Source organism: Pseudomonas sp. AIG (assembly GCF_977020205.1).
The window spans coordinates 29,431-55,249 of record NZ_CDROCK010000039.1; the positions used below are offsets into that span (position 1 = coordinate 29,431).

27 protein-coding genes are annotated in these 25,819 nt (G+C 59.8%); 15 read left to right on the forward strand and 12 right to left on the reverse strand.

Annotation, left to right across the window (positions count from 1 at the left end):
* Window positions 1–5: 5 nt before the first annotated feature.
* The gene (locus ACWR1S_RS21015; protein ID WP_454564826.1) at window positions 6–1,307 is read left to right on the forward strand and encodes a c-type cytochrome; all 1,302 of its coding nucleotides are present in this window, start codon (window positions 6–8) and stop codon (window positions 1,305–1,307) included.
* 69 nt (window positions 1,308–1,376) lie between these two features.
* Here ACWR1S_RS21015 and ACWR1S_RS21020 read toward each other — a convergent pair whose 3' ends face one another.
* Entirely contained in the window at window positions 1,377–1,679 is a 303-nt protein-coding gene (locus tag ACWR1S_RS21020) for a hypothetical protein (protein ID WP_322845432.1), read from the reverse strand.
* Between the two features lie 223 nt (window positions 1,680–1,902).
* Between ACWR1S_RS21020 and ACWR1S_RS21025 the strand changes: the two genes are divergently transcribed.
* The 3 genes from ACWR1S_RS21025 (at window position 1,903) to ACWR1S_RS21035 (ending at window position 5,544) form a co-directional block, all read left to right on the forward strand.
* Entirely contained in the window at window positions 1,903–2,961 is a 1,059-nt protein-coding gene (locus tag ACWR1S_RS21025; protein ID WP_454564827.1) for a PA0069 family radical SAM protein, read from the forward strand.
* Between the two features lie 237 nt (window positions 2,962–3,198).
* Window positions 3,199–3,927 (forward strand): carbonic anhydrase, encoded by a 729-nt coding sequence (locus ACWR1S_RS21030; RefSeq protein ID WP_007911720.1) that lies wholly within the window; start codon window positions 3,199–3,201, stop codon window positions 3,925–3,927.
* Between the two features lie 90 nt (window positions 3,928–4,017).
* A complete protein-coding gene (locus tag ACWR1S_RS21035) occupies window positions 4,018–5,544 on the forward strand; it encodes a SulP family inorganic anion transporter (protein WP_454564828.1) in 1,527 nt (508 codons plus the stop codon).
* 127 nt (window positions 5,545–5,671) lie between these two features.
* Here the strand turns inward: ACWR1S_RS21035 and ACWR1S_RS21040 are convergent, their stop codons facing one another.
* Entirely contained in the window at window positions 5,672–6,304 is a 633-nt protein-coding gene (locus ACWR1S_RS21040) for a hypothetical protein (RefSeq protein WP_454564829.1), read from the reverse strand.
* Window positions 6,305–6,673: 369 nt separating this feature from the next.
* Here ACWR1S_RS21040 and coxB point away from each other — a divergent pair, with 369 nt between their 5' ends.
* The 4 genes from coxB (at window position 6,674) to ACWR1S_RS21060 (ending at window position 11,054) form a co-directional block, all read left to right on the forward strand.
* Window positions 6,674–7,804, forward strand: coding sequence for a cytochrome c oxidase subunit II (gene coxB, locus ACWR1S_RS21045; RefSeq protein ID WP_454564830.1), 1,131 nt, complete (start codon window positions 6,674–6,676; stop codon window positions 7,802–7,804).
* 82 nt (window positions 7,805–7,886) lie between these two features.
* Window positions 7,887–9,473: a cytochrome c oxidase subunit I gene (gene ctaD / locus ACWR1S_RS21050; RefSeq protein WP_016986466.1), complete on the forward strand. Its 1,587-nt coding sequence runs from the start codon at window positions 7,887–7,889 to the stop codon at window positions 9,471–9,473.
* 116 nt (window positions 9,474–9,589) lie between these two features.
* Window positions 9,590–10,141, forward strand: coding sequence for a cytochrome c oxidase assembly protein (locus ACWR1S_RS21055; RefSeq protein WP_016986464.1), 552 nt, complete (start codon window positions 9,590–9,592; stop codon window positions 10,139–10,141).
* Between the two features lie 25 nt (window positions 10,142–10,166).
* Window positions 10,167–11,054: a cytochrome c oxidase subunit 3 gene (locus tag ACWR1S_RS21060; protein ID WP_454564831.1), complete on the forward strand. Its 888-nt coding sequence runs from the start codon at window positions 10,167–10,169 to the stop codon at window positions 11,052–11,054.
* 9 nt (window positions 11,055–11,063) lie between these two features.
* Here the strand turns inward: ACWR1S_RS21060 and ACWR1S_RS21065 are convergent, their stop codons facing one another.
* A complete protein-coding gene (locus ACWR1S_RS21065; protein ID WP_007911731.1) occupies window positions 11,064–11,267 on the reverse strand; it encodes a twin transmembrane helix small protein in 204 nt (67 codons plus the stop codon).
* A gap of 71 nt (window positions 11,268–11,338) precedes the next feature.
* Here ACWR1S_RS21065 and ACWR1S_RS21070 point away from each other — a divergent pair, with 71 nt between their 5' ends.
* From ACWR1S_RS21070 to ACWR1S_RS21090, 5 genes are read left to right on the forward strand one after another with little or no spacing between them, the layout of a single operon-like run.
* Window positions 11,339–12,079 carry an SURF1 family protein gene (locus ACWR1S_RS21070; RefSeq protein WP_454564832.1) on the forward strand — a complete coding sequence of 247 codons (741 nt, stop codon included), beginning with the start codon at window positions 11,339–11,341 and terminating at the stop codon, window positions 12,077–12,079.
* A complete protein-coding gene (locus ACWR1S_RS21075) occupies window positions 12,045–12,638 on the forward strand; it encodes a hypothetical protein (protein WP_454564833.1) in 594 nt (197 codons plus the stop codon). Before ACWR1S_RS21070 ends, ACWR1S_RS21075 begins: the two co-directional genes overlap by 35 nt.
* Window positions 12,639–12,648: 10 nt before the next feature.
* Window positions 12,649–13,728: a COX15/CtaA family protein gene (locus ACWR1S_RS21080; protein ID WP_159813365.1), complete on the forward strand. Its 1,080-nt coding sequence runs from the start codon at window positions 12,649–12,651 to the stop codon at window positions 13,726–13,728.
* Window positions 13,716–14,615, forward strand: coding sequence for a heme o synthase (cyoE, locus tag ACWR1S_RS21085; protein ID WP_454564834.1), 900 nt, complete (start codon window positions 13,716–13,718; stop codon window positions 14,613–14,615). The genes ACWR1S_RS21080 and cyoE overlap by 13 nt, the downstream gene beginning before the upstream one ends.
* A complete protein-coding gene (locus tag ACWR1S_RS21090; RefSeq protein ID WP_007911741.1) occupies window positions 14,612–15,247 on the forward strand; it encodes an SCO family protein in 636 nt (211 codons plus the stop codon). Before cyoE ends, ACWR1S_RS21090 begins: the two co-directional genes overlap by 4 nt.
* Window positions 15,248–15,498: 251 nt before the next feature.
* On the opposite strand, the gene ACWR1S_RS21095 is transcribed toward ACWR1S_RS21090, so the two are convergent.
* The 3 genes from ACWR1S_RS21095 to ACWR1S_RS21105 form a co-directional block, all read right to left on the reverse strand.
* A complete protein-coding gene (locus ACWR1S_RS21095) occupies window positions 15,499–16,269 on the reverse strand; it encodes a MetQ/NlpA family ABC transporter substrate-binding protein (protein ID WP_454564835.1) in 771 nt (256 codons plus the stop codon).
* 77 nt (window positions 16,270–16,346) lie between these two features.
* Entirely contained in the window at window positions 16,347–17,021 is a 675-nt protein-coding gene (locus ACWR1S_RS21100; RefSeq protein ID WP_454564836.1) for a methionine ABC transporter permease, read from the reverse strand.
* A complete protein-coding gene (locus tag ACWR1S_RS21105; RefSeq protein ID WP_454564837.1) occupies window positions 17,021–18,028 on the reverse strand; it encodes a methionine ABC transporter ATP-binding protein in 1,008 nt (335 codons plus the stop codon). The genes ACWR1S_RS21100 and ACWR1S_RS21105 overlap by 1 nt, the downstream gene beginning before the upstream one ends.
* A 260-nt stretch (window positions 18,029–18,288) precedes the next feature.
* On the opposite strand from ACWR1S_RS21105, the gene katE reads away from it, so the two are divergent.
* Complete coding sequence (gene katE / locus ACWR1S_RS21110) at window positions 18,289–20,430, forward strand: catalase HPII (RefSeq protein ID WP_454564846.1); 2,142 nt, start codon at window positions 18,289–18,291, stop codon at window positions 20,428–20,430.
* A 123-nt stretch (window positions 20,431–20,553) separates the two neighbouring features.
* Here the strand turns inward: katE and ACWR1S_RS21115 are convergent, their stop codons facing one another.
* From ACWR1S_RS21115 to ACWR1S_RS21130, 4 genes are read right to left on the reverse strand one after another with little or no spacing between them, the layout of a single operon-like run.
* The gene (locus ACWR1S_RS21115) at window positions 20,554–21,267 is read right to left on the reverse strand and encodes a PA5502 family lipoprotein (protein WP_454564838.1); all 714 of its coding nucleotides are present in this window, start codon (window positions 21,265–21,267) and stop codon (window positions 20,554–20,556) included.
* A 37-nt stretch (window positions 21,268–21,304) separates the two neighbouring features.
* Window positions 21,305–22,093, reverse strand: a complete 789-nt coding sequence (gene znuB, locus ACWR1S_RS21120) for a zinc ABC transporter permease subunit ZnuB (protein ID WP_007911758.1) — start codon at window positions 22,091–22,093, stop codon at window positions 21,305–21,307.
* Window positions 22,086–22,871, reverse strand: coding sequence for a zinc ABC transporter ATP-binding protein ZnuC (gene znuC, locus ACWR1S_RS21125; RefSeq protein ID WP_008081224.1), 786 nt, complete (start codon window positions 22,869–22,871; stop codon window positions 22,086–22,088). The genes znuB and znuC overlap by 8 nt, the downstream gene beginning before the upstream one ends.
* Window positions 22,871–23,353, reverse strand: coding sequence for a Fur family transcriptional regulator (locus ACWR1S_RS21130; RefSeq protein ID WP_007911760.1), 483 nt, complete (start codon window positions 23,351–23,353; stop codon window positions 22,871–22,873). The genes znuC and ACWR1S_RS21130 overlap by 1 nt, the downstream gene beginning before the upstream one ends.
* Window positions 23,354–23,419: 66 nt before the next feature.
* Between ACWR1S_RS21130 and ACWR1S_RS21135 the strand changes: the two genes are divergently transcribed.
* Window positions 23,420–24,340 carry a zinc ABC transporter substrate-binding protein gene (locus tag ACWR1S_RS21135; protein WP_449122503.1) on the forward strand — a complete coding sequence of 307 codons (921 nt, stop codon included), beginning with the start codon at window positions 23,420–23,422 and terminating at the stop codon, window positions 24,338–24,340.
* Between the two features lie 103 nt (window positions 24,341–24,443).
* Here the strand turns inward: ACWR1S_RS21135 and ACWR1S_RS21140 are convergent, their stop codons facing one another.
* Window positions 24,444–25,397, reverse strand: coding sequence for a homoserine kinase (locus tag ACWR1S_RS21140; RefSeq protein WP_454564839.1), 954 nt, complete (start codon window positions 25,395–25,397; stop codon window positions 24,444–24,446).
* Window positions 25,398–25,458: 61 nt separating this feature from the next.
* Window positions 25,459–25,755: a DUF2782 domain-containing protein gene (locus tag ACWR1S_RS21145; protein WP_137218422.1), complete on the reverse strand. Its 297-nt coding sequence runs from the start codon at window positions 25,753–25,755 to the stop codon at window positions 25,459–25,461.
* Window positions 25,756–25,819 lie beyond the last annotated feature (64 nt).

Genomic DNA, 25,819 nt, shown 5'->3' on the forward strand with positions numbered 1-25,819 from the left:
TGACCATGAAGAATTTCGTTATCGCGACTTTGGCGCTGCTCGGCAGTGCCTCGATTCATGCGGCTGACGTTGATCAAGCGTTGATCAAACAGGGCGAATACCTCGCCCGCGCCGGTGACTGCGTGGCTTGCCACACCGCCAAGGGCGGCAAGCCGTTCGCTGGTGGTCTGCCAATGGAAACGCCGATCGGCACGATCTACTCGACCAACATCACCCCGGATAAAACCGGCGTCGGTGAGTACAGTTTCGAGGACTTCGATCAGGCCGTGCGCCATGGCGTCGCCAAAAACGGTAGTACGTTGTACCCGGCGATGCCGTATCCGTCCTATGCGCGTGTCAGCGAAACCGACATGCAGGCGCTGTACGCCTACTTCATGCACGGCGTAGAACCGGTGGCACAGGAAAACAAGGCGAGCGACATTCCCTGGCCGTTGAGCATGCGCTGGCCGCTGATGGGCTGGCGCTGGATGTTTGCGCCGAAGGTCGAGGACTACAAGGCGACGAGTACCGACCCGGTGATCGATCGTGGCGCGTATCTGGTCGAAGGCCTCGGCCATTGCGGCGCCTGCCATACGCCACGCGCCCTGACCATGCAGGAAAAATCCCTGAGCGCGGCCGATGGCAGCAACTTCCTCGCCGGCAGTGCGCCGCTGGAAGGCTGGATCGCCAAGAGCCTGCGCGGCGATCACAAGGATGGCCTCGGCGGCTGGAGCGAAGAGCAACTGGTGCAATTCCTAAAGACCGGGCGCAGCGACCGCAGCGCGGTGTTCGGCGGCATGAGCGATGTGGTCACCCACAGCATGCAATACATGACCGACGCCGATCTGACCGCGATTGCCCGCTATCTCAAATCACTGCCGGCCAATGATCCAAACGATCAACCGCACCAATACGATGAGAAAGCGGCCAAAGCCTTGTGGAACGGCGACGACAGCCAGCGTGGTGCGTCGGTGTACATCGACAACTGCGCGGCGTGCCACCGCACTGACGGCCACGGCTACACTCGGGTGTTCCCGGCGCTGGCGGGCAATCCGGTGCTGCAATCGGAAGACCCGACTTCGCTCATTCACATCGTGCTCAAGGGCGGTACGTTGCCAGCCACGCACACGGCGCCGTCGACCTTCACCATGCCGGGTTTTGCCTGGCGACTGTCGGATCAGGAAGTGGCGGATGTGGTGAGCTTCATCCGTGGCAGTTGGGGCAACAAAGGCGCGCCGGTCAGTGCCAAAGAGGTTGCCGGCTTACGCAGTGACGATATGAAAACAACATCCACTGATGATCTTGGCCAAGTAACAGAGCATCATTAAAAGCAGAAACCCTGCATGAACCGTTCATGCAGGGTTTTTAATATACGTATATCGCAACAAACTTCGATCTCAAGGATTAACAATACTTACATAAGCCTTGGCCAGCGCAATCAACTTCGCCTTGTCATCGTTATCAATATCGCCATCACCGTCGACATCTTTCTTGTTGGTGCGAATAGTGAAGGTCTTGCCACGGTCGCTGGACACCGCCACCACGTAGATCGAGTCAACCAGAGTCTCGGTCGGCAGTTCCTGCTCGGCGTTCCAGCCCAGCTCCTTGCGCGCAAGTTGCATCGAAACAATGGTATTGGGCTCCGATGCATTGGGCAGCATCAGTTGCATAAAGACGCCACGCTGATTGAGAAAAGACATGAATTAAATCCTTTTAATCTAATTATCGGACAAGTGCCGATGGAAGTGGCCAAGACTATATTCGATAACTTGTCGCGACAATCGAGCATATGTATCTCGGGTTGTATTTATCCTTTGCACCTCTATATAAACTCTAGAATTCAAAGCCCCATCGCTGAACGGTACTGGATCACACCGAGCACGCTCATGTACTGTATGCATATACAGATCAGGAGCCCGCCCAATGATCAACGCTCTCCCGCCCCGCGGTCGCGGCACCGCCAGCAACCCGCACAACCGCTTCGCGCCGAACCGTTCGGTGGCGGAGGATGACGGCTGGTATCAGGAAGTGCCACTGACGCAAGGCACCGAGGTGATGATCGAAACCGCAAAAACCATCATCACCCGCAACACGTCGCCAGATCTGCCCTTCGATCGCTCGATCAATCCCTACCGTGGCTGCGAACACGGCTGCATCTATTGCTATGCACGGCCCAGCCACGCCTATTGGGACATGTCGCCCGGGCTGGATTTCGAAACGAAGCTGATCGCCAAGACCAATGCTGCGCAGGTGCTGGAAGAACAGTTGAGCAAACGCGGCTATCAATGCGCGCCGATCAATCTCGGTTCCAATACCGATCCGTACCAGCCAATCGAGCGTGAACACAAAATCACCCGCCAGACCCTCGAAGTGCTGCTGCGCTATAAGCACCCGGTGACCATCGTCACCAAAGGTTCGCTGATCCTGCGCGACCTCGATCTGCTCACCGAACTGGCGCAGCAACGGTTAGTAGCCGTGATGATCAGCCTGACCACGCTCGATGACGAACTCAAACGCATCCTCGAACCGCGCGCCGCTGCACCCAAGGCACGATTGCGCGCGATCCGGGTGATGCGCGAAGCAGGCATTCCCGTTGGTGTGCTGTGTTCACCGATGATTCCAATGATCAATGACAGTGAAATCGAAAACCTGCTCAACGAAGCCCACGCCGCCGGTGCACAAAGCGCGGCCTACATGATGTTGCGCCTGCCGCTGGAAGTGGCGCCGCTATTTGAAGAATGGCTCGCCGCGCACTATCCGCAACGCGCCGCGCATGTGCTGAGCCTGATCCGCCAGAGCCGAGGCGGCGAGCTCTACGACAGCCGTTTCGGCGCGCGCATGCGCGGCGAAGGGGTGTTCGCCGACCTGCTCGCGCAACGATTTGCCAAAGCCATCAAGCGTCTTGGCTTGAATCATCGCGAGGGCTATAACCTCGATTGCACCGCCTTCTGTCCGCCGGGTCGCCAGATGTCTTTGATTTAGCGACAATTGGCCTATGGTTGAGGGGTTGGAATCCTTCCGCCGAAATCACTCAGTCACGTTTTTTGTGACCTGGAACACACGTTCTAGAGCGTTTGATTCAGTTTGAGTTAAGTTTCGGCGGCTACCTTGTTCATCGAGTGACTGACGGGTCGGGATGACCCGGATGTTTAAACAGCCACTGGCTTCATACCGGAATACATGGGAATGACTCCCCTAATCCGCCAAAGAGGATGAATCATGAGTGACAAGGATAAACAGCCGTTGGCTGCGTCGGCGCAAACCCCTGAAGCGGAATCCGCCGATGCAGCGCTGCGACAGATCGTAGACGGCTTTTTGCATTTTCATCATGAGGTCTTCCCACAGCAGGAAGAACTCTTCAAGAAACTCGCCACGGCCCAGGCGCCCAAGGCGATGTTCATCACCTGCGCTGACTCGCGCATCGTCCCCGAGCTGATTACCCACAGCTCGCCCGGCGATCTGTTCGTGACCCGTAACGTCGGCAACGTCGTACCGCCTTACGGGCAGATGAACGGCGGCGTTTCCACCGCAATCGAATACGCGGTACTGGCGCTCGGCGTGCAGCACATCATCATCTGCGGCCACTCCGATTGCGGCGCCATGCGTGCGGTGCTCAATCCGGACAGCCTGGAAAAAATGCCCACGGTCAAAGCCTGGCTGCGCCACGCTGAAGTCGCGAAAACCATGGTGCATGAAAACTGTAACTGCGCCGACGAAAAAGAAAGCATGCCGATCCTCACCGAGGAAAACGTCATTGCCCAACTGCAGCACTTGCGTACCCATCCTTCGGTAGCCTCGCGCATGGCGAACGGTCATCTGTTCATCCATGGCTGGGTCTACGACATCGAAACCAGCGAAATCAAAGCTTACGACGCGGATCAGGGACGTTTCCTGCCGCTCGACGGCAGCCATCCAATTCCGGTGGCGACGCCCAAAGCGCGCTTCTAAATCCTCCTAAACATCTGTGTGGTTTGACGCCGGTCGCTGATTCAGCGACCCGGCCTCGCCATGCCTGAAGAAAACTTCGGGAGAATCGCCATGCGTGCGGCTCAATTGAAAGCGGTGTTGCCACGGGAGCTGCTCGCTTCAGTGGTTGTGTTTCTGGTCGCCCTGCCACTGTGCATGGGTATTGCGATCGCCTCGGGATTGCCGCCGGCCAAGGGTTTGATCACCGGGATCATCGGTGGTCTGGTGGTCGGCTGGCTGGCGGGATCGCCGTTACAGGTCAGCGGGCCGGCGGCGGGTCTGGCGGGGTTGGGGTTTGAACTGGTGCGTCAGCACGGTATCGAGATGCTCGGGCCGATTCTGCTGCTCGCCGGTTTTCTGCAACTGGTGGCCGGGCGCTTGAAGCTGGGTTGCTGGTTTCGGGTCACGGCGCCAGCGGTGGTGTACGGGATGCTGGCGGGGATTGGCGTGTTGATCGTGCTGTCGCAGGTGCATGTAATGCTTGATGCGTCGCCGAAGCCCTCTGGCCTGGATAACCTCACGGCGTTTCCGGCGGCAGTAGCCCAGGCCTTGCCGTCGTTTGGCTGGCAGGCCGGGCTGCTCGGGCTGTCGACGATTGCGGTGATGTGGCTGTGGGAAAAATTCCGCCCACATTCGTTGCGCTTCGTTCCGGGTGCATTGCTCGGTGTCGGTCTGGCAACAGGCGCAAGTCTGCTGCTGGCGTTGCAGGTGAAACGCGTTGAAGTACCGGCGAATCTGGCGGAAGCCATCGATTGGCTGAAACCGGCGGACCTGCTCAGCCTGGCCGACCCGACGCTATTGATCGCCGCGTTCGCCGTGGCGTTTATCGCCAGCGCGGAAACCCTGCTGTCCGCCGCAGCAGTGGATCGCATGCACAGCGGCGTACGTTCGGACTTCGACCGGGAACTGTCGGCGCAAGGTGTCGGCAACATGCTCTGCGGTCTGCTCGGGGCACTGCCGATGACCGGGGTGATCGTGCGCAGTTCGGCCAACGTCCAGGCCGGCGCGACCACGCGGTATTCGACGATCTTCCATGGCCTGTGGCTGCTGGCGTTCGTGCTGTTGCTGTCGAGTGTGCTGCAAAGCATTCCGGTGGCGAGTCTGGCGGGCGTGCTGGTGTACACCGGGTTCAAACTGGTCGATCTCAAAGCGTTTCGAGGCTTGGGTCGCTATGGGCGGATGCCGATGTTCACCTACGCGGCGACGGCGCTGGCAATCATCTTCACTGACCTGCTGACGGGCGTGTTGATCGGTTTCGGTCTGACGATGTTGAAACTTGCCTTCAAGGCGTCGCGGTTGAAGATCAGCCTGATCGATCTGCCGCAGGACGGTGAGATGGAGTTGCGTCTGGTCGGCGCAGCGACATTCCTCAAGGTACCGGCGCTGACCCAGGTACTCGGCAGTATTCCAGAGGGCACCACGGTGCATGTGCCGCTCAACAATCTGAGCTACATCGACCATTCGTGTCTGGAGTTGCTGGAAGAATGGGGCCGGGCAAATGCGGCGAAGGGCTCGAAGCTGTTAATTGAGTCGCGGGGGCTGAAGCGCAGGCTTGAGGGACGGATTCGAACCACCACCGGGATCGGTGCGGCCGGCTAAATTTGCTGGTTGAACTCAACCCCTGTAGGAGTGAGCCTGCTCGCGATGGCGGTGGGTCAGTCAACAAAGGTTGATTGATCTATCGCCATCGCGAGCAGGCTCACTCCTACATTGGATTGTGTGTAACTCAGGCAGCAGGCTGATCCAGCTCCAGTCCCACACCCAGTCGACGGCCCATGCACGGCCAGCGTTTCCACGCGGCGCCGGTATCCGGGCTGCTGAGTTTTTCGCGGTAGGCTTCCACCGATTCCAGTGCAAAGCTGTCATCGTCGAGCATGCTGTCCACCGCGTGGTGCACGACTTCATCCAGTTCGTTGGCAAATTTCTCACCGAGTAACTGGTGGGCAATCAGATTGGCGACCGTCATGTCCAAGGGGATCAGTGGCTGGCCGAAATGCTTGATGTACAGGTCGTTGACCTCTTCGACAAAGCGGTGCGCCAGATAGGCTTCGTCCAGCAGATGTTCCAGGCCAACCGGAGGCTGGAGGAAATACTGCTCGGCAATTTTCAACACCGGTTTGATCTGTGACTCGATTCCCGCTTCCCTGGCGACTTCATTGGCTGCGTCCAGCAGGTCAGGTACTTCATCGATGTAAGCTTCGACAAAGCGCGTCAATACAGCCTTGGCGTCCGTCTCCGGCAATTGGATCGACGGGTGCAGGTGAGGCAGTTGTTCTTCCAGCTGACGGGTCAGCCGTCCGGTTTCGTTTTCGGTTTGTCGGGCTTTTTGGATCTGCTCGCGCAATGCGGCGGTGTTCATGAAAACTCCAGGAAACAAGGCAATGAAATAGGGAAGACATAACTTAGCTGGCTTACGAAAAATGCTAAGACGCATTTGTCATAATTATTTCATCCTTGATGCACCTGCGTTATATCGATTTGCCACCACTCGTCTGCATCCTTCTCCATTCGTGCCCTCGAATGCAAGTACCCGCTGTTTCAGATCATTTACGTCCACACATTGCAATTTCCCGTCGCTGTCTATACTCGCCAGTGAATGGAGTTAGCTGATGACGCCCGACTGCACCCGCAGCAAGGCCCGGCGATTCAAGTTCGTAGTCTGATGCAGCCGCTCCCTTGCCGCAGGCGAAAGCCGGCGGGATAACAAGAACGATAAGGGGAACCCGCAATGATGCGACATCCACACGTCTGGATGGGCCTCCTGTTGTGGTCGATTTTCAGTCCGGCGCACGCCGCATGGACTGTGAATATGGCGCCTGGAGCGACTGAAATCAGTCACGCAGTATTCGACCTGCACATGACCATTTTCTGGATCTGTGTGGTGATCGGGATCATCGTCTTCGGCGCCATGTTCTGGTCGATGATGGTGCACCGCCGTTCTACCGGGCAGGTCGCCGCAAAATTCCACGAAAGCACCACCGTCGAAATTCTCTGGACCGTCGTACCGTTCCTGATTCTGGTGGCGATGGCCGTGCCGGCGACCGCCACCCTGATCAAGATGTACGACACCAGTGAGCCGGATATCGATATCCAGATCACCGGTTATCAGTGGAAGTGGCACTACAAATACCTGGGCCAGGACGTCGAATTCTTCAGCAACCTGGCCACCCCCGCCGAACAGATCCACAACAAGGAAACCAAGGGCGAGCACTACTTGCTCGAGGTCGACAAGCCGTTGGTGCTGCCGACCGGCGCCAAAGTGCGCTTCCTCGTGACCTCGGCCGACGTTATTCACTCCTGGTGGGTGCCGGCCTTCGCGGTGAAACGCGATGCGATTCCGGGGTTCGTCAACGAGGCGTGGACGCGCATCGACAAGCCCGGCATCTACCGTGGCCAGTGCGCCGAACTGTGCGGCAAGGACCATGGGTTCATGCCGATCGTCGTCGAGGTCAAGGAGAAGGCCGACTACGACAAGTGGCTCGCCGAGCGCAAAGCCGAGGCCGCGCAGCTCAAAGAGCTGACCAGCAAGGACTGGACCCTCGACGAACTCAAGGAACGCGGCGACAAGATCTATCACACCACCTGCGTTGCCTGTCACCAGGCCGAAGGTCAGGGCCTGCCGCCGATGTTCCCGGCGCTCAAGGGCTCGGAACTGATCATGAAAGGCAGCAAGGCCGATCACCTGCATCGCGTGGTTTACGGCAAACCGGGCACCGCCATGGCCGCGTTCGGCAAGCAGCTGTCGGAAGTCGATATCGCAGCGGTCGTGACCTACGAACGTAACGCCTGGGGCAACAACAAGGGCGACATGGTCACGCCAAAAGAAGTGCTGGAGATGAAACAGGCGGGGGACAAATGAGCCGGCCTATCGCATCTACCCACCACGGTTCGCGGCTCGGCGCCCCGAACCACCTCGCCTGTTCATGTAAAGGAGACCGGCCATGAGCGCTGTAATCGATGACCACGGTCATGCCGACCACGCCCACGGCCCCGCCAAAGGCCTGATGCGCTGGGTGCTGACCACCAACCACAAGGACATCGGCACGCTGTACCTGTGGTTTGCGTTCTGCATGTTCCTGCTCGGCGGTACGTTCGCGATGGTGATTCGCGCCGAACTGTTCCAGCCCGGATTGCAGATCGTCGAGCCGGCGTTCTTCAACCAGATGACCACCATGCATGGTTTGGTGATGGTCTTCGGTGCGGTGATGCCGGCCTTCGTCGGCCTCGCCAACTGGATGATCCCGTTGATGATCGGCGCGCCGGACATGGCCCTGCCGCGGATGAACAACTTCAGTTTCTGGCTGTTGCCGGCGGCGTTCCTGATCCTCGTGTCGACCCTGTTCACCCCCGGTGGCGGGCCGAACTTCGGCTGGACGTTCTATGCGCCGCTGTCGACGACCTACGCACCGGAAAGCGTGACTTTCTTCATTTTCGCCATCCACTTGATGGGGATCAGTTCGATCATGGGCGCGATCAACGTGATCGCGACCATCCTCAACCTGCGCGCCCCCGGCATGACGCTGATGAAAATGCCGCTGTTCGTCTGGACCTGGTTGATCACCGCGTTCCTGCTGATCGCGGTGATGCCGGTACTGGCCGGCTGCGTGACGATGATGCTGATGGACATCCACTTCGGCACCAGTTTCTTCAGTGCCGCCGGTGGCGGTGACCCGGTGTTGTTCCAGCATGTGTTCTGGTTCTTCGGCCATCCCGAGGTGTACATCATGATCCTGCCGGCCTTCGGCGCCGTCAGCTCGATCATCCCGACCTTCTCGCGCAAGCCGCTGTTCGGCTACACCTCGATGGTCTACGCGACGGCGAGCATCGCGTTCCTGTCGTTCATTGTCTGGGCGCACCACATGTTCGTGGTCGGCATTCCGCTAGTGGGCGAGTTGTTCTTCATGTACGCCACGCTGCTGATCGCGGTGCCGACCGGGGTGAAGGTGTTCAACTGGGCCAGCACCATGTGGCAAGGCTCGCTGACCTTCGAGACACCGATGCTGTTTGCCGTGGCGTTCGTGATCCTGTTCTCCATCGGCGGCTTTTCCGGACTGATGCTGGCCATCGCCCCGGCGGACTTCCAGTACCAGGACACCTACTTTGTCGTCGCGCACTTCCACTACGTGCTGGTGCCGGGAGCGATCTTCGGGATCTTCGCCTCAACCTACTACTGGCTGCCGAAATGGACCGGGCACATGTACGACGAAACCCTCGGCAAGCTGCATTTCTGGCTGTCGTTTGTCGGCATGAACCTGACCTTCTTCCCGATGCACTTCGTCGGACTGGCGGGGATGCCGCGACGGATTCCGGACTACAACCTGCAGTTCGCCGACTTCAACATGGTCTCCTCGATTGGCGCGTTCATGTTTGGCGCGACGCAGATTTTCTTCTTGTTCATCGTGATCAAGACCATTCGCGGCGGCCCGCCAGCACCGGCCAAACCGTGGGATGGCGCAGAAGGCCTGGAGTGGAGCGTGCCGTCACCGGCGCCGTATCACACCTTCACCACACCGCCGGAAGTGAAATGAAAAGCCTGACTTTTGTAGGAGTGAGCCTGCTCGCGATGGCGGTGTGTCAGGCACACCGCGGTGGATCCATCGCGAGCAGGCTCACTCCTACAGGGTTTGGTGGGGAGGCATGAATCATGGCTGACTCGATCTCGATGAAAAAACTCGTCACCCGCCTCCTCGGCGTGGTGGTGGCGATGTTTGTGTTCGGTTTTGCCTTGGTGCCGATCTACGACGTGATGTGCAAAGCCTTCGGCATCAACGGCAAGACCGCCGGGCAGTACGAGGGTGAGCAAGTGGTCGACACCTCGCGCCAGGTGCGTGTGCAGTTTCTGTCGACCAACAACGTCGACATGCCGTGGGACTTCTACCCCAAACATGACGAACTCACCGCCAACCCCGGCGCGGTCAACGAGATGATTTTCATCGCGCGCAATCCCACCGACAAACCGATGAGTGCGCAAGCCGTGCCGAGCATCGCGCCGAGCAACGCCGCGGCGTATTTCCACAAGACCGAATGCTTTTGCTTTACCCAGCAGGTGCTGCAGCCCGGTCAGCAGATCGAGATGCCAGTGCGCTTCATTGTTGACCGCGACATGCCCAAGGATGTGAAGCACCTGACGCTGTCCTACACGCTGTTCGATATCACCGCCCGACATCCGCCGGTGGCTGTAAACACTGGCGGTTGAGCGTGCCCGATAAGGAGAACAATAAATGGCAACTCATGAGCATTATTACGTTCCGGCCCAGAGCAAATGGCCGATCATCGCCACCTTCGGCATGGCCATCACCGTGTACGGCCTCGCCACCTGGTTCAACGATCTGAAGGCGGCGCGCCCGGAATCCCACGGCCCGTACATCTTTTTCGTCGGTGGCCTGTTGCTGGCGTACATGCTGTTCGGCTGGTTCGGCACGGTGATCAAGGAAAGCCGCGCGGGACTCTACAGCCCGCAGCTGGATCGCTCGTTCCGCTGGGGCATGAGTTGGTTCATCTTCTCCGAAGTGATGTTCTTCGTCGCCTTCTTCGGCGCGCTGTTTTATGTGCGCCACGTCTCCGGACCGGCACTCGGCGGTGAAGGCACCAAGGGCATCGCGCACATGCTCTGGCCGAACTTCCAGTTCACCTGGCCGCTGCTGCACACGCCGGATCCGAAACTGTTCCCGCCACCGAAGGAAGTCATCAGCCCGTGGGGCCTGCCGCTGATCAACACGATTCTGCTGGTCAGCTCCAGCGTGACCATCACCATCGCCCACCATGCCTTGAAAAAGGGCCATCGCGGCGCTCTGAAAATCTGGCTGGCGATCACCGTGCTGCTCGGCTGCGCGTTTCTCGGTTTCCAGGCTGAGGAATACATGCACGCCTATCACGAACTGGGCCTGACCCTCGGTTCGGGCATTTATGGCGCGACGTTCTTCATGCTCACCGGTTTCCACGGCGCCCACGTGACCATCGGCACGATCATTCTGTTTGTGATGCTGATGCGCATCATGAAGGGCCACTTCGACAACGAGCATCAGTTCGGCTTCGAAGCGGCAAGCTGGTATTGGCACTTCGTCGACGTGGTCTGGATCGGCCTGTTTATCTTCGTTTACGTGCTCTGAGGACCAGAGCTACCAAGGCGCATGCGACACCAATTGGCCGCTGTAAAAGCCCCAGGCGATCAAGCCGACGGTGGCAGCGGCCAATGCCACCCGAACACTCAAGGCGATGACCAGGCGATTGGAACTGCTGTCGTCCTTGACCAGGAAAAACAGGCCGCTGAACAGGCTGATCACCGTGGCAATCAGCATCAGGACGATGGCTGTTTTGAGCATGGGAAGAACTCCGGGGGACAGGCGATGCAGTTGAGTATAGCGATCGCAACGACTGACTTTGTGGCCCAGCCATGAAGCGCTTTCGTCCGGGCGTGATACCGACCGTGGCGGTGGCGTTGTTGCTGCCGCTGCTGGTATCGCTGGGTTTCTGGCAACTGAGCCGGGGCGCTGAGAAAACCGCCCTGCTCGCCAGTTACGCCGAACGCCGCGCTGCCGAACCAATGGCCAGCAGCGAGTTGCTGAACAGCGCCGATCCGGCGTATCGCCGCGTGCACCTGCACGGCCAGTTCGATGCGGCGCACAGTCTGTTGCTGGATAACCGTCAGCGTAACGGCAAGGTCGGCGTCGAACTGCTGCAACCGTTTCAGGATCAACGCACCGGCCAATGGCTGCTGGTCAATCGCGGCTGGTTGCCGTGGCCGGATCGCCGCGTGCCACCGCAATTCACCACGCCCACTGCGGCGTTGAATATCGATGCCTGGGTCTACGTCGCCCCCGGCGCGACCTTCCAGTTGCACGCCGACCCTGCCAGCAACACCTGGCCGCAAACCATCACCGCCGTCGAGCCCGCCAAGCTGTGGAAAACCCTCGACCGCGACGGTTTCGCCTACGAATTACGCGCCGAACCCGGCCCGGCCAGCTACGAGGCCGATTGGCCGGTGGTTGCCATGGGCCCGGAAAAACACCTCGGTTACGCCGTGCAGTGGTTCGCCATGGCCACCGCCCTGCTCGGCCTCTACGTCTATTTGGGCTTGCACAACGCAAAGGAGAACCACCATGGGAACGGCCATGAATCCACCCAGCATGTCTGAGGCGAAACCTGCCGCCACCCGTCGTCGCGGGCGCATTCAATTGCTGCTGATTTTGCTCGGCGTGATCGGCCCGATGGTGCTCGCCACCGGCATGTACAAATTGCAGTTCTGGGTGCCGGACGGACGCAGCTATCACGGCGAACTGATCGGCAACGGCCAGACCCGCACCGACCTCGGCGTGCAGGCCGATGAAGAACGCTGGCAGATGCTGGTCACCGCGCCGAAGGATTGCGCGGTGGATTGCCAGCAACTGGTGTATCTGGCGCGGCAGATCCAGATCGGCCTCGGTCGTGACGCCGGCCGCGCCAGCCATGCCCTCGCCGCTGCGCAACCGCTGAGCGCCAATTACGAGGCCAAGCTGAGCCGCGAATATCCACAGCTGCAACGCTATCCGCTGGACGCTGGTGTGTTCAGCAAAACCACTGGCGACAAAGCCACGCCACAACTATGGATCATCGACCCGCACGGCAACCTCGTGCTGCGCTACGAGCCGAATGTGAAAGGCAAGGATCTGCTCAACGACCTGCGTCATCTGCTGAAACTGTCGAACATCGGATAAGGGCATCGTCATGGCCAAACCTGGATTTCGCCTCGCGCTGTTTGCCACCCTGCTGGCCCTGATTGTGGTGCTGCTCGGCGCCTACACGCGCCTGACCCACGCCGGCCTCGGTTGTCCGGACTGGCCGGGCTGCTACGGCTTTATCAGCGTGCCGAAAAGCGAAGCGCAACTGGCCCATGCCGAACTGCATTACCCCGACTCGCCGGTGGAGGCGCACAAGGGCTGGAACGAGATGATCCACCGCTACTTCGCCGGCACCCTCGGCCTGCTGATTTCGATTCTCGCCGGGCGCGCGTGGGTTAACCGTCGTCATCCGGGGCAACCGTTGAAGCTGCCGCTGTTTCTGCTGGCGGTGGTGTTTGCCCAAGCGGCGTTCGGCATGTGGACGGTGACGCTCAAGCTCTGGCCGCAAGTGGTCACCGGGCATCTGCTCGGCGGTTTTGCGACGTTGAGTTTGCTGTTTTTGCTGACGTTGCGACTGTCCGGCGTGCTGCCGGCGCTGACCGTGCCCAAGCGTCTGCAGTATTGGGCGACGGCGGGACTGTTGCTGGTGATCGGCCAGATCGCCCTCGGTGGCTGGGTCAGTTCCAACTACGCGGCGGTAGCCTGCATCGACTTCCCGACCTGCCACGGGCAGTGGCTGCCACCGGCAGATTTCGCCAATGGCTTTCACCTGACGCAACACATCGGCCCGAATTATCTCGGCGGGCAACTCGACAGTGATGCGCGCACGGCGATTCACCTGACTCATCGCATTGGTGCGCTGCTGGTGACGTTGGTGCTGCTCGGTCTGGCGTGGCAACTGAAAGTGGTCGGCATGACACGGCTGGCCGGCCTCGTGCTGATTGCCCTCGCCGCACAAATCACCCTCGGCATCAGCAACGTGCTGTTCCATCTGCCGCTGCCGGTGGCGGTTGCGCATAACGCCGGCGGTGCGGCGCTGTTGCTGACCATGGTGCTGGTCAACTATCACGCGCGCACCAGTCTGGTTCGGGTCAAACAACCGGTGCTCGCACGCTGGCGCCTGAGCCCGCGCAAACACTCTGCCGCGCCCATCACTATTAAAGGAGAAACGCCGTGGCGATTCTGATTGGCGAACGCCCGCATCAGGCGATCTGGCGTGATTATCTGGAGCTGACCAAACCGAAAGTCGTGGTGTTGATGCTGATCACCTCGCTGGTCGGCATGTTCCTCGCGACCCGCGCCGGGGTGCCGTGGACGGTGCTGGTGTTCGGCAATCTGGGGATTGCGCTGTGTGCCGGTGGCGCGGCGGCGGTCAATCATGTGGTGGATCGGCGCATCGATGCGGTGATGGCGCGTACGCACAAACGGCCGTTGGCCGAGGGCCGGGTTTCGCCGGCGGCGGCGCTGACGTTTGCGCTGGTACTGGCGCTGCTCGGTCAGGCCTTGTTGCTGACTTTCACTAATCCGCTGACCGCTTGGCTGACCTTGGCCTCGCTGCTCGGTTACGCAGTGATCTACACCGGTTTCCTCAAACGCGCGACGCCGCAGAACATCGTCATCGGTGGCCTCGCCGGCGCCGCTCCGCCGCTGTTGGGTTGGACCGCCGCCACCGGTCACGTCAGCGCCGAACCGTTGTTGCTGGTGCTGATCATCTTCGCCTGGACGCCGCCGCACTTCTGGGCGCTGGCGATTCATCGCAAAGAGGAATACGCCAAGGCCGACATCCCGATGCTGCCGGTCACCCACGGCGAGCACTACACCAAAGTGCACATTCTGCTGTACACCTTCGCGCTGCTGGCGGTGAGCCTGCTGCCGTACGTGATCCACATGAGCGGTGTGCTCTACCTGATTTGCGCGCTCGCTCTCGGCGCAAGGTTTCTGCTATGGGCCGTGGTGCTGTACCGTGGCACTCGGCCGCACGCGGCGATCAACACCTTCAAGTACTCTATTTGGTACTTGTTTCTGCTGTTCATCGCCCTGCTCGTAGACCACTACTTACTGTTGAACCTATGACTCGAACCCAGAAAACCGTCTTCATCCTCGTCGCCGTGATCGCGCTGATCCTGGGACTTACCGTCAACAAAGTGCTGAGCGGCAAGGGCCAGGGCGACCCGACTGCGCTGATCGACGCCGGCATTATCCTGCTGCCGCAGAGCCGCAATCTGCCGGACGTGACGATGACCGATCAGGACGGCAAACCGGTCGCGATCAATGAGCTGAAAGGTAAGTGGAGTCTGTTGTTCTTCGGCTATACCTTCTGCCCGGACATCTGTCCGACCACGCTGGCGCAACTGCGGCAGATCAAGAGTGAATTACCGAAAGACGCTGTGGACAAGTTGCAGATCGTGCTGGTCAGCGTTGATCCGAACCGCGATAACCCTAAACAGTTGAAGCAGTACCTGGGTTACTTCGATCCGCAGTTTGTCGGCCTGACGCCGACCTCGATTGAAGAGCTGCAGAAGGTGGCGAATGCGGTGAGTATTCCGTTTATTCCGGCGGATACCAGTAAGCCGAATTACACCGTCGACCATAGCGGCAATCTCGCGGTGATCGGCCCGGACGGGACGCAGCGTGGGTTTATTCGGGCGCCGTTGAATAATGCCAAATTGGTTGCGCAACTCCCGGTCATGCTTAACCGCAAATAAAAGCTGAAGAGCGAAAAGCCCCTCACCCTAACCCTCTCCCGGAGGGAGAGGGAACTGACCGAGGTGTTTGTTCGAGTTGCGCCGACCTGCAATTGTGAGTCGAACTCAGGCTCGAAAAGCATGAAGATCGGCCCCTCTCCCTCGGGAGAAGGCTGGGGTGAGGGGCAGCGTCACAGCAGGTCCAAAGCCAAACACCAGACACAAAAAAGGGGACGCACATGGCGTCCCCTTTTTCATTGCAGCCAGCCAAATCAGAACGCCGGCAACACCGCGCCCTTGTACTTCTCGGTAATGAATTGCTTCACTTCCGGGCTGTGCAGCGCTGCAGCCAGTTTCTGCATCGCGTCGCTGTCCTTGTTGTCCGGGCGGGACACGAGGATGTTCACGTACGGCGAATCGTTACCTTCAATCACCAGCGCGTCCTTGGACGGATCGAGCTTGGCTTCCAGCGCGTAGTTGGTGTTGATCAGCGCCAGATCAACCTGGGTCAACACGCGCGGGATGGTCGCGGCTTCCAGTTCACGGATTTTCAGGTCTTTCGGGTTGGTCGCGATGTCTTTGACGGTCGACAGGATGTTGGTCGGATCCTTCAACGTGATCACGCCCGCCTTGGCCAGCAGCAACAGCGCACGGCCGCCGTTGGTGGCATCGTTCGGGATCACCACGTTGGCGCCGCTTGGCAGATCCTTCAGATCCTTGAGCTTGCTCGAGTAGGCGCCCAGTGGCTCCAGGTGTACACCGGCCACAGCGACCAGGTGGGTGCCCTTGGCCTTGTTGAACTCATCGAGATAAGGCTGATGCTGGAAGAAGTTGGCGTCCAGCCGCTTTTCCGCGACCTGTACGTTCGGCTGAATGTAGTCGGTGAAGACCTTGACCTTCAGCTCCACGCCTTCTTTGGCCAAGGCCGGCTTCACGAACTCGAGGATTTCTGCGTGCGGCACCGGGGTGGCGGCAACGGTCAGGGTTTCGGCGTGGGCCGAGAATGCTGCAACGGCAGCAAAAGCAGCGATCAGTTTTTTCATTCAGCTAACTCCTTTTCAAAGCGCCCGTCTGGCGCCTGCCAGCGAATGGCCGGCTCATCTCTTGATTACAAAACCGGTTATTTGCGCGAGAAATGCACGACCAGTCGATCACCGACCATCTGCAGCACTTGCACCAAAATCAGCAGCAACACCACGGTGACGATCATTACGTCAGTCTGGAAACGCTGGTAACCGAAACGGATCGCCAAGTCACCCAGACCACCGGCGCCAACCACACCGGCCATTGCCGTGTAGGACACCAGTGTAATCGCCGTCACCGTAATCGCCGCGAAGATGCCCGGACGGGCTTCTGGCAGCAGGGCGTTCATGATGATCTGCCGGGTAGTCGCGCCCATCGACTGAGTCGCTTCGATGATGCCGCGATCGACTTCACGCAGCGCGGTTTCCACCAGACGCGCGAAAAACGGTGTAGCACCCACGACCAACGGCGGAATCGCGCCGGCCACGCCCAACGACGTGCCGGTAATCAGCACGGTGAACGGGATCATCACGATCAACAGAATAATGAACGGCAGCGAACGCAGGATGTTCACCGCCAGCGACAGGAACGCGTAGAGGCCACGGTATTCCAGCAACTGACGCGGGCTGCAGAGGAACAACAACACGCCCAGCGGCAGGCCGAGCAGCACGGTGAACAGCAGCGAACCGCCAAGCATCAGCATGGTGTCGCCAGTGGCCAGCCAGATTTCGTACCAGTCGATATTGGTGAAGAAACTGATCAGGTCTTCCATTAGCGCAATACCTCCATGTGAACGTCAGCGGCGGTGAAGCGGGCGAAGGCCGCTTCCATGTCGCCACCGGTGACGGCGAGGGTCAATTGCCCGTAAGGAATGTCTTTGATGCGGTCGATGCGACCGGCGAGGATGCTGTAGTCGACGCCGGTTTCCCGGGCGACAGTACCGAGCAGCGGCGCGTAGGTCGCTTCGCCCTGGAAGGTCAGACGCACGATGCGGCCCGGCACGTGAGCGAAGTCATCACGCTGCTCGCTTTCGTCGATCTGCTCGCTTTCCTGGACGAAACGCTTGGTGGTCGGGTGCTGCGGATGCAGGAACACATCGGCCACCGAACCTTGCTCGACGATCACGCCGGCGTCCATCACCGCCACTTGATCGCAGACGCGACGGATCACGTCCATCTCGTGGGTGATCAGGACGATGGTCAGTTTCAGTTCACGGTTGATCTCGGCCAGCAGTTGCAGAACCGACGCGGTGGTCTGCGGGTCGAGGGCGCTGGTGGCCTCGTCGCAGAGCAGAATCTTCGGCTTGGTCGCCAGAGCGCGGGCAATGCCGACGCGCTGCTTCTGGCCGCCGGACAATTGCGCCGGGTACTTCTTGGCGTGGTCGGACAGGCCAACCCGCGCCAGCAACTCGGCCACACGCTTGTCGATGTCGCTGCCCGACAGTTCGCCGGCCAGGGTCAGCGGCAACGCAACGTTGTCGGCCACGGTCTTGGAGGCGAGCAGGTTGAAGTGCTGGAAGATCATCCCGACTTGCTGACGGAAACGGCGCAGGCCGTTGGCGTCCAGTGCGGTGACTTCTTCGCCGTCAACGATGATCTTGCCGCCGCTGGAGTCTTCCAGGCGATTGATCAGACGCAGCAGGGTACTTTTACCCGCACCGGAATGGCCGATCAGGCCGAACACCTGCCCGTTCTCGATGGAGAGACTGGTCGGGTGCAGCGCGGGAATGTCCTTACCGGCGACGCGGTAAGTCTTGTGGACGTTTTGAAACTCGATCACGTAGCGAACCTTGTGGGGCGCGTTAGAAAAGGATCAGCGGTTAGCCGGGCGCGCATTTTAGCCTGTCCGTATAGAGGTTCTTAGCATTTATTTCGCAATTAACCTTCGATTTGGCAATAACAAGATCAAAGGTCATAAAAAAGGAACGTCCAAAGCAGCCCATCAGTCACTAAGTAAGCGACTTGAAAACCCTGGGTGCCGTGCCCGGGAACCACTCAAGAGTCCCCGGCAAACCACGGGGTCAACCGAGGAGTTTACGACTGATGAGCAAGAAGCCTACGTCCGACAAAAGCCAGATGGCCGGAACCGATACCCCGGATCGTGCCAACACCAATGCCAAGCTCGACAGCCTGGAAAAATTTCGCTCCGACGCCACTGGCCAGGCCCTGCGCACCAATCAGGGCGTGAAGATTGCCGATAACCAGAACACCCTCAAGGCCGGCCCGCGCGGACCGTCGCTGCTTGAAGACTTCATCATGCGCGAAAAGATCACGCATTTTGACCATGAGCGGATTCCGGAACGCATCGTCCACGCCCGCGGCACCGGCGCGCATGGTTTCTTCCAGGCCTACGAGAACCATTCGGCGCTGACCAAGGCCGGTTTCCTACAGGATCCGGGGAAAAAGACGCCAGTGTTTGTGCGTTTTTCCACGGTGCAGGGGCCGCGTGGTTCCGGCGACACCGTGCGTGACGTACGCGGTTTCGCGGTGAAGTTCTTCACCGATGAAGGCAACTTCGACCTGGTCGGCAACAACATGCCGGTGTTTTTCATTCAGGACGCGATCAAGTTTCCCGACTTCGTTCACGCGGTGAAACCCGAGCCGCACAATGAAATCCCGACTGGCGGTTCGGCGCACGATACGTTCTGGGACTTCGTTTCGCTGGTGCCGGAATCGGCGCACATGGTCATCTGGGCCATGTCCGACCGCGCGATCCCGAAAAGCCTGCGCAGCATGCAGGGCTTCGGCGTGCACACCTTCCGCCTGATCAATGCCGAGGGCAAATCGCGCTTCGTCAAATTCCACTGGCGCCCCACTGCCGGCACTTGCTCGCTGGTCTGGGACGAGGCGCAGAAGCTCGCCGGCAAAGACACCGACTACCACCGTCGCGACCTCTGGGAAGCGATCGAGATGGGCGACTATCCGGAATGGGAGCTGGGTGTACAGATCATCGAGGAGGAAAACGAGCACGACTTCGATTTCGACATCCTCGACCCGACCAAGCTGATCCCCGAAGAAATCGTGCCGATCACGCCGCTGGGCAAAATGACCCTGAACCGCAACCCGGACAACTTCTTTGCCGAGACCGAGCAGGTCGCGTTCTGCCCTGGCCACATCGTGCCAGGCATCGATTTCTCCAACGATCCGTTGCTACAAGGTCGGTTGTTTTCCTACACCGACACGCAGATCAGCCGACTCGGTGGGCCGAACTTTCATGAGTTGCCGATCAACCGCCCGGTCGCGCCGTTCCATAACGGCCAGCGTGATGCGCAGCACCGCACGGTGATCGACAAGGGTCGCGCCTCGTATGAGCCGAACTCGATTGATGGTGGCTGGCCGAAAGAAACCCCGCCGGCTGCGCAGGACGGTGGTTTCGAGAGCTATCCGGAGCGCATCGACGCGAACAAGATCCGCCAGCGCAGTGAGTCGTTCAGTGATCACTTCTCTCAGGCCCGACTGTTCTTCAAGAGCATGAGCAAGCATGAGCAGGAACACATCATTGCTGCCTACAGCTTTGAGTTGGGCAAGGTTGAGCGCGAGCACATCCGTGCGCGGGAAGTGAACGAAATCCTCGCCAATATCGATCTGGAACTGGCCAAGCGTGTGGCGGCCAATCTGGGCTTGCCAGCGCCGAGCAAAGGCACGGTGGATGTGCGCAAGGTATCGTTTGATCACTCGCCGGCGTTGAGTCAGGCGAATTTGCTGCCAGAGAACATCAAGACGCGAAAAGTAGCGATTCTGGCTGCGAACGGCGTCGATGGTGCGGCGATTGATGCAATGAAGAAAGCGCTAGCAGCGGAAGGTGCGCATGCCAAGTTGCTCGGTCCGACTTCGGCACCGGTGAAAACTGCCGACGGCAAATCATTGCCGGTAGACGCTTCGATGGAAGGCATGCCTTCGGTGATCTTCGATGCGGTGTTTGTCCCGGGTGGCGCGGCGTCGATCAAGGCGTTGAGCGGCGACGGCGTGGCGTTGCATTACCTGCTGGAGGCTTACAAGCATTTGAAGGCGATTGCGTTGCACGGGGATGCCAGGCATTTGCAGGATCTGCTGAAACTGGAGGCGGATGACGGATTGCTGCAAGGCAAGGATGTGCCGGCGTTGACCAAACCGTTTTTTGCGGCGATCGGGCAGCATCGGGTTTGGGAGCGGGAGCCTAAGGCCAAGGCCATTCCAGCTTAAGATCTTCGTTGGTTGAAAGTACGCTTTCGCGAGCAAGCTCGCTCCCACAAGGGATCTCTGGTGAACACAGATTTTGTGTCAGACCGAGATCAAATGTGGGAGCGAGCTTGCTCGCGAAGCTTTTTAGGGTTTACGCGGGCTCAAAACCATCTGCGCCGGCACGGTACGCACGATCTGCTTCTCAATCTTCAGATCAAAATCCGGGTTCAGTTTCTTCACCCGCTTGCTCAGCAACGTCGCCAACCACGGATAGTCATTGGTGCGTGGCGCCTGAATGGTCACCCCACACTCATAATTCACCACATCAGCGGCGATCGCATCCAGTTGTCGGCGAAGTTTGCGGCTATCGGTGATATTCAATGCAACCGTAGTGCTCTCGGCGGTCGGATCGATCACCTTGGCTTTCGGCTTGGCTTCGGCGGCCAGCAGCGCGGCTTCAGCCTTTTCCAGCTCAGCCTTGCGCGCTTCAGTGATGGCGCCATTCACGCCACCGGTCAGCGCCGGGGCCTTCGGCATCAACGCACGGGCACGGCTCAACGCTGTGGCGGCGGCATTCACATCACCCTTCTGCAGCACGATCTGGCTGCGACGCAGATACGCTTCGGCCAGCTGCCGCTGGTATTGCTCAAGGGATTGATCGTTGGGGGTTTCTTTCTGCAAAGCGGCCAACTGGTCTTCGGCAGTGGCCAGTTCGCTGCTGGCCAGGCTTTGCTCCAGCTGTGCGATGGCCGTAGCCCGCGCATCGGGGACTTCGGCCACCGGCGGCGTGCTTTGGCAGGCGCCCAGCAGCACTGAAAATGCGACAAGGAGCAGATAACGGGAGGCGAACGGCTTCATTCCTGCGACTCTCTATTTGCGCAAAAAGCGGCCAAGTCTACACCCCACGACGGGGCAGAACAAAACTCAGCAGAAACAGTGCGGCCGCCGTCACAACGATTGACGGCCCGGCCGGGGTGTCCTTGAACCACGACAGCGCCAGCCCGCCACACACGGCGAGCATGCCCAGCAGGCTCGCGCCCAGTGCCATCTGTTCCGGTGAACGGGCGTGACGCTGTGCCGCAGCCGCCGGGATGATCAACAGCGAGGTAATCAGCAACACCCCGACGATTTTCATCGCCACCGCGATCACCACCGCAATCAACAACATCAGTGCCATGCGCAGACCGGCGACCGGCAGGCCTTCGACCTTGGCCAACTCTTCGTGCACGGTAATCGCCAGCAATGGCCGCCACAGTGTCACCAGCAACACCAGCACCGCCGCGCTGCCGCCGAGGATCCATGCCAGATCGGTCGGGCTGATCGCCAGCAGGTCGCCGAACAGATAGGCCATCAGGTCGATCCGCACTTCATGCATGAAGCTTAGTACCACCAGGCCGAGAGAGAGCGTGCTCGGTGCGAGAATTCCCAACAGCGTGTCGGACGCCAGCGGTTGGCGCTGTTGCAGCGTGACCAGCAGCACCGCCAGCAACAGACAGCCTACGGTCACCGCAACGGTAGGGCTGACATCCAGCAGAAAGCCCAGCGCCACGCCGAGCAGTGCGGCGTGGGACAAGGTGTCGCCGAAATAGGCCATGCGCCGCCAGACCACAAACGAACCCAACGGACCTGCAACGATCGCCAGCGCCAGACCTGCAAGCAGGGCATACAACAGAAAATCAGCCATGCTTGCAGTTGTCTCCGTGAACGTGAGGTTGGCCAATAACCGGCCCTTTGACCACCGAACCGTGCAGGTCATGCGCGTGGTCGTGATGGTGGTGATAGACCGCCAGGCTCTGCGCGTTCTTGCCGAACAGTTCGACGAACGCCGGATCGCCGCTGACCTGCTCGGGATGCCCGGAGCAGCAGACGTGACGGTTGAGGCAGACCACCTGATCGGTGGTGCTCATCACCAGATGCAAATCGTGGGACACCATCAACACGCCGCAGCCATGGCGGTCGCGCAGACGGGTGATCAGGCTGTACAACTCGGCTTGCCCGGCGACGTCGACGCCTTGCACCGGCTCATCGAGTACCAGCAATTCCGGTTCGCGCAGCAGCGCCCGAGCCAGCAGCACACGCTGCATTTCACCGCCGGAAACGCTTTGCACCGGGCTGTCGATGACGTGTTCGGCGCCGACTTCTTTCAATGCCGCCAGCGCACGCGGACGGTCAACGCCCGGCACCAGCCGCAGAAAGCGCAGCACCGACAGCGGCAAGGTCGGATCGACGTGAAGTTTTTGCGGCATATAGCCGACACGCAGTTTCGGCTTGCGCCAGACGCTGCCGCTGTCCGGTTTCAACAGGCCAAGCACGGCACGCACCAGCGTGGTCTTGCCGGCACCGTTGGGGCCGATCAGGGTGACGATCTGCCCCGGCTCGACGCTCAGCTCGATGTTGTCCAGCACGGTCTGCCCGGCAAATGTGACGGCGACCTGCTCCAGACGGATCAGCGCATTGCTCATCAAGCCCCCTGGCAACCGGAGCACAGGCCGACGACTTCGACGGTCTGCGCTTCGACGATGAAACCAACGTCCTTGGCGCTGTTGATGATCGCGTCGCTGATCACTTTTTGCTCAAGTTCGATGGCAGCGTGGCAATCGCGGCAAATCAGGAACTGGCCCTGATGCGCGTGTTCCGGGTGCACGCAGCCAACGAACGCGTTGAGCGAGGAGATGCGGTGCACCAGGCCGTTTTCCAGCAGGAAATCCAGCGCGCGGTACACGGTCGGCGGCGCGGCGCGGCGGCCGTCCTGCTCGCTCAGCACGGCAAGAATGTCGTAGGCGCCCAGCGGCTTGTGGCTTTGCCACACCAATTCCAGCACCCGGCGGCGCAACGCGGTCAGGCGCAAGCCTTTCTGGGCGCACAAGGTATCGGCCTCGGACAAAGCGCTGTGCACGCAATGAGAGTGGTCGTGGGGACGGCTGGCAATCGGTGTAATAGGCATGGGCGGCGACGAGTTTTGATAGAGACGTTATTATGTTACCCGTTCTCGCCTCCTTGAGTGGTCATCGTGTCCCGACTTTTTTCTGTTTTTGTGGCTTTTGTCGCCAGTTTTCTGCTGATCGGTTCGGCTCAGGCCGAGGTCAAAGTCCTCACCAGCATCAAGCCGTTGCAGCTGATTGCAGCGGCCGTACAGGACGGTGTGGCGATTCCCGAAGTGCTGTTGCCGCCGGGTGCCTCGCCACACAATTACGCGCTGCGCCCATCCGACGTACGGAAGGTGCAATCGGTGGATCTGCTGTACTGGATCGGCCCGGACATGGAAGGTTTCCTGCCGCGCGTGCTGAACGGTCGTACGCTGCCGAGCGTCGCGGTGCAGGATTTGCCGGGGATGAAACTGCGTCGTTTTGCTGAAGACAGCCACTCCCACGCCGAAGAGGCCGACGAGCATGATCACGATCATCGTCCGGGCACGCTGGATGCGCATTTGTGGTTGTCGCCAGTCAATGCGCGGGTGATCGCCGACAAGATGGCCGCTGACCTCAGCGCCGCAGATCCGGCCAACGCCGAGCGTTATCAGAGCAATGCCAAGGCGTTTGATGAGCGTCTGGATGCATTGGATCAGCGTTTGAAAAAGCGTCTGGCCAGCGTTGAAGGCAAGCCTTACTTCGTCTTCCACGAGGCGTTTGATTACTTTGAAGAGGCTTATGGCCTGAAGCACACCGGCGTGTTCAGCGTGGCTGCGGAAGTGCAGCCAGGCGCGCAGCATGTCGCGGCGATGCGCAAGCGCTTGCAGGAAGTGGGCAAGACCTGTGTATTCAGCGAGCCGCCGTTGCGTCCGCGTCTGGCGGAGACGCTGGTGGCTGGCCTGCCGGTGAAACTGGCTGAGCTGGATGCGTTGGGCGGGTACACCCCGGCGACGGCTCAGGGCTATGAGCAGGTGTTGGAGAAGCTGGGTAACGATCTGGCCGGGTGCCTGGAATCTCTGTAGCCCCCCTAAAAAAAGATCGCAGCCTTCGGCAGCTACAGGATGTACACCAATCCCATGTAGGAGCTGCCGAAGGCTCGGGCCGCGTTCGGACGATCTTTTGATCTTAAAGCGCGAAAGGCAAAGGTGTGTGAACCTGCTGCCGCTGCGCCAAGCGCTGTTCAAACTCCTGCGGATCGTGAATCAACACATCCTGCCCGGCAAACTGCTCCGCCGCGATCAACCGCGACAACCAGAACCGCACACAGGCCACACGCAGCATGGTCGGCCACAACTCAGCCTCCGCCGCCGTAAATGGTCGCAGCGCCGCATAAGCGCCAAGGAATGCGCGAGCACGCGGGCCATCAATCAGACCGTCCTCGTCCGAACACCAGTCATTCAAGGCAATCGCCACGTCATACAGCATCGGCCCCGAGCAGGCGTTGTAGAAGTCGATCAGCCCGGTCAGGTGCGTGCCTTCAAACATCGCGTTATCGCGGAACAGGTCGGCATGAATATTCGCCCGAGGCAGCGCGAGAATCTTCTCTTTGCGCTCGGTGATCTCGTCCAGCGCCTTTTGCAGCAAGGCACGCGGCTCATCGCTCAGGTGCGAGAGAAACTCTGTGCCCTCTTCCAGCATCCAGTCCAGGCCACGATCGGTCTTGCGCTTGATCATGCGCTCGCCCTGCGTCGCCAAGTGCAGATGCGCCTGCAATTCGCCGACCTGCACGCAATGCTGGGCATTGGCGACCTTGATGTGCTTGCCGGAAAGGCGCGGCTGCAGCAGTGCCGGCTTGCCTTTCAGCTCACGCAACGCCACGCCGTCAGTGGTGCGCAACGCGTACGGCACTGGCAAATCGGCTTCGTGGAGCACGTCGAGCAGGTCGATGAAGAACGGCATCTCCTGCACCGGGCCGCGTTCAACCAGAGTCAGGACAAATTCGCCCTGCTCCAGGCTGATAAAGAAGTTGGTGTTTTCGCTGCCGGCGGCGATCCCCTGGAAATCAAGCAGACGGCCAAGCCCGTAAGGGGCGAGAAAGGTTTCCAGCTCGGGCCGAGCCAGGGGAGTGAACACAGACATGGTTAAAAACTGCTCAGTTCAGGCGCCACGACCGCGTGGCGCCGATTAAAAGTCGGGAAACTTACTTCCAGGTAAAGATTTCCCACGACGGAATCAGCATATCCGGCTGGTCGGAGCGAATGTAGTTCGCGTCCGTACCATCGGCGCGCACCAGGAAATACGGTTTGCCACCCTTCGGCGTGACCTTGATCGCGTAGACGAAGCCACTGCGACTGTATTCCTGGATGACCTTGTCGCCTTCCGTGTGCGTGTTAATGGTAACTTCCGGCTCCTTTGACGACGCATCATCCGCCGCCATCGCGGCCAACGGTGAGGCAGCAATCAGACCGACCAGCAGCAAGCGATTTAACGTACGCATGATAACCTTGTCCCTTTGTCGTCAACGGTCCCGCTATTCTAGCGCCGGACCCGCCGAAAAGGTT

Coding starts and splice junctions, on each gene's coding strand:
- ACWR1S_RS21015 (WP_454564826.1), top strand. CDS start 6: ATGAAGAATTTCGTTATCGCGACTTTGGCGCTGCTCGGCAGTGCCTCG.
- ACWR1S_RS21020 (WP_322845432.1), bottom strand. CDS start 1,679: ATGTCTTTTCTCAATCAGCGTGGCGTCTTTATGCAACTGATGCTGCCC.
- ACWR1S_RS21025 (WP_454564827.1), top strand. CDS start 1,903: ATGATCAACGCTCTCCCGCCCCGCGGTCGCGGCACCGCCAGCAACCCG.
- ACWR1S_RS21030 (WP_007911720.1), top strand. CDS start 3,199: ATGAGTGACAAGGATAAACAGCCGTTGGCTGCGTCGGCGCAAACCCCT.
- ACWR1S_RS21035 (WP_454564828.1), top strand. CDS start 4,018: ATGCGTGCGGCTCAATTGAAAGCGGTGTTGCCACGGGAGCTGCTCGCT.
- ACWR1S_RS21040 (WP_454564829.1), bottom strand. CDS start 6,304: ATGAACACCGCCGCATTGCGCGAGCAGATCCAAAAAGCCCGACAAACC.
- coxB (WP_454564830.1), top strand. CDS start 6,674: ATGATGCGACATCCACACGTCTGGATGGGCCTCCTGTTGTGGTCGATT.
- ctaD (WP_016986466.1), top strand. CDS start 7,887: ATGAGCGCTGTAATCGATGACCACGGTCATGCCGACCACGCCCACGGC.
- ACWR1S_RS21055 (WP_016986464.1), top strand. CDS start 9,590: ATGGCTGACTCGATCTCGATGAAAAAACTCGTCACCCGCCTCCTCGGC.
- ACWR1S_RS21060 (WP_454564831.1), top strand. CDS start 10,167: ATGGCAACTCATGAGCATTATTACGTTCCGGCCCAGAGCAAATGGCCG.
- ACWR1S_RS21065 (WP_007911731.1), bottom strand. CDS start 11,267: ATGCTCAAAACAGCCATCGTCCTGATGCTGATTGCCACGGTGATCAGC.
- ACWR1S_RS21070 (WP_454564832.1), top strand. CDS start 11,339: ATGAAGCGCTTTCGTCCGGGCGTGATACCGACCGTGGCGGTGGCGTTG.
- ACWR1S_RS21075 (WP_454564833.1), top strand. CDS start 12,045: ATGGGAACGGCCATGAATCCACCCAGCATGTCTGAGGCGAAACCTGCC.
- ACWR1S_RS21080 (WP_159813365.1), top strand. CDS start 12,649: ATGGCCAAACCTGGATTTCGCCTCGCGCTGTTTGCCACCCTGCTGGCC.
- ACWR1S_RS21090 (WP_007911741.1), top strand. CDS start 14,612: ATGACTCGAACCCAGAAAACCGTCTTCATCCTCGTCGCCGTGATCGCG.
- ACWR1S_RS21095 (WP_454564835.1), bottom strand. CDS start 16,269: ATGAAAAAACTGATCGCTGCTTTTGCTGCCGTTGCAGCATTCTCGGCC.
- ACWR1S_RS21100 (WP_454564836.1), bottom strand. CDS start 17,021: ATGGAAGACCTGATCAGTTTCTTCACCAATATCGACTGGTACGAAATC.
- ACWR1S_RS21115 (WP_454564838.1), bottom strand. CDS start 21,267: ATGAAGCCGTTCGCCTCCCGTTATCTGCTCCTTGTCGCATTTTCAGTG.
- znuB (WP_007911758.1), bottom strand. CDS start 22,093: ATGGCTGATTTTCTGTTGTATGCCCTGCTTGCAGGTCTGGCGCTGGCG.
- znuC (WP_008081224.1), bottom strand. CDS start 22,871: ATGAGCAATGCGCTGATCCGTCTGGAGCAGGTCGCCGTCACATTTGCC.
- ACWR1S_RS21130 (WP_007911760.1), bottom strand. CDS start 23,353: ATGCCTATTACACCGATTGCCAGCCGTCCCCACGACCACTCTCATTGC.
- ACWR1S_RS21140 (WP_454564839.1), bottom strand. CDS start 25,397: ATGTCTGTGTTCACTCCCCTGGCTCGGCCCGAGCTGGAAACCTTTCTC.
- ACWR1S_RS21145 (WP_137218422.1), bottom strand. CDS start 25,755: ATGCGTACGTTAAATCGCTTGCTGCTGGTCGGTCTGATTGCTGCCTCA.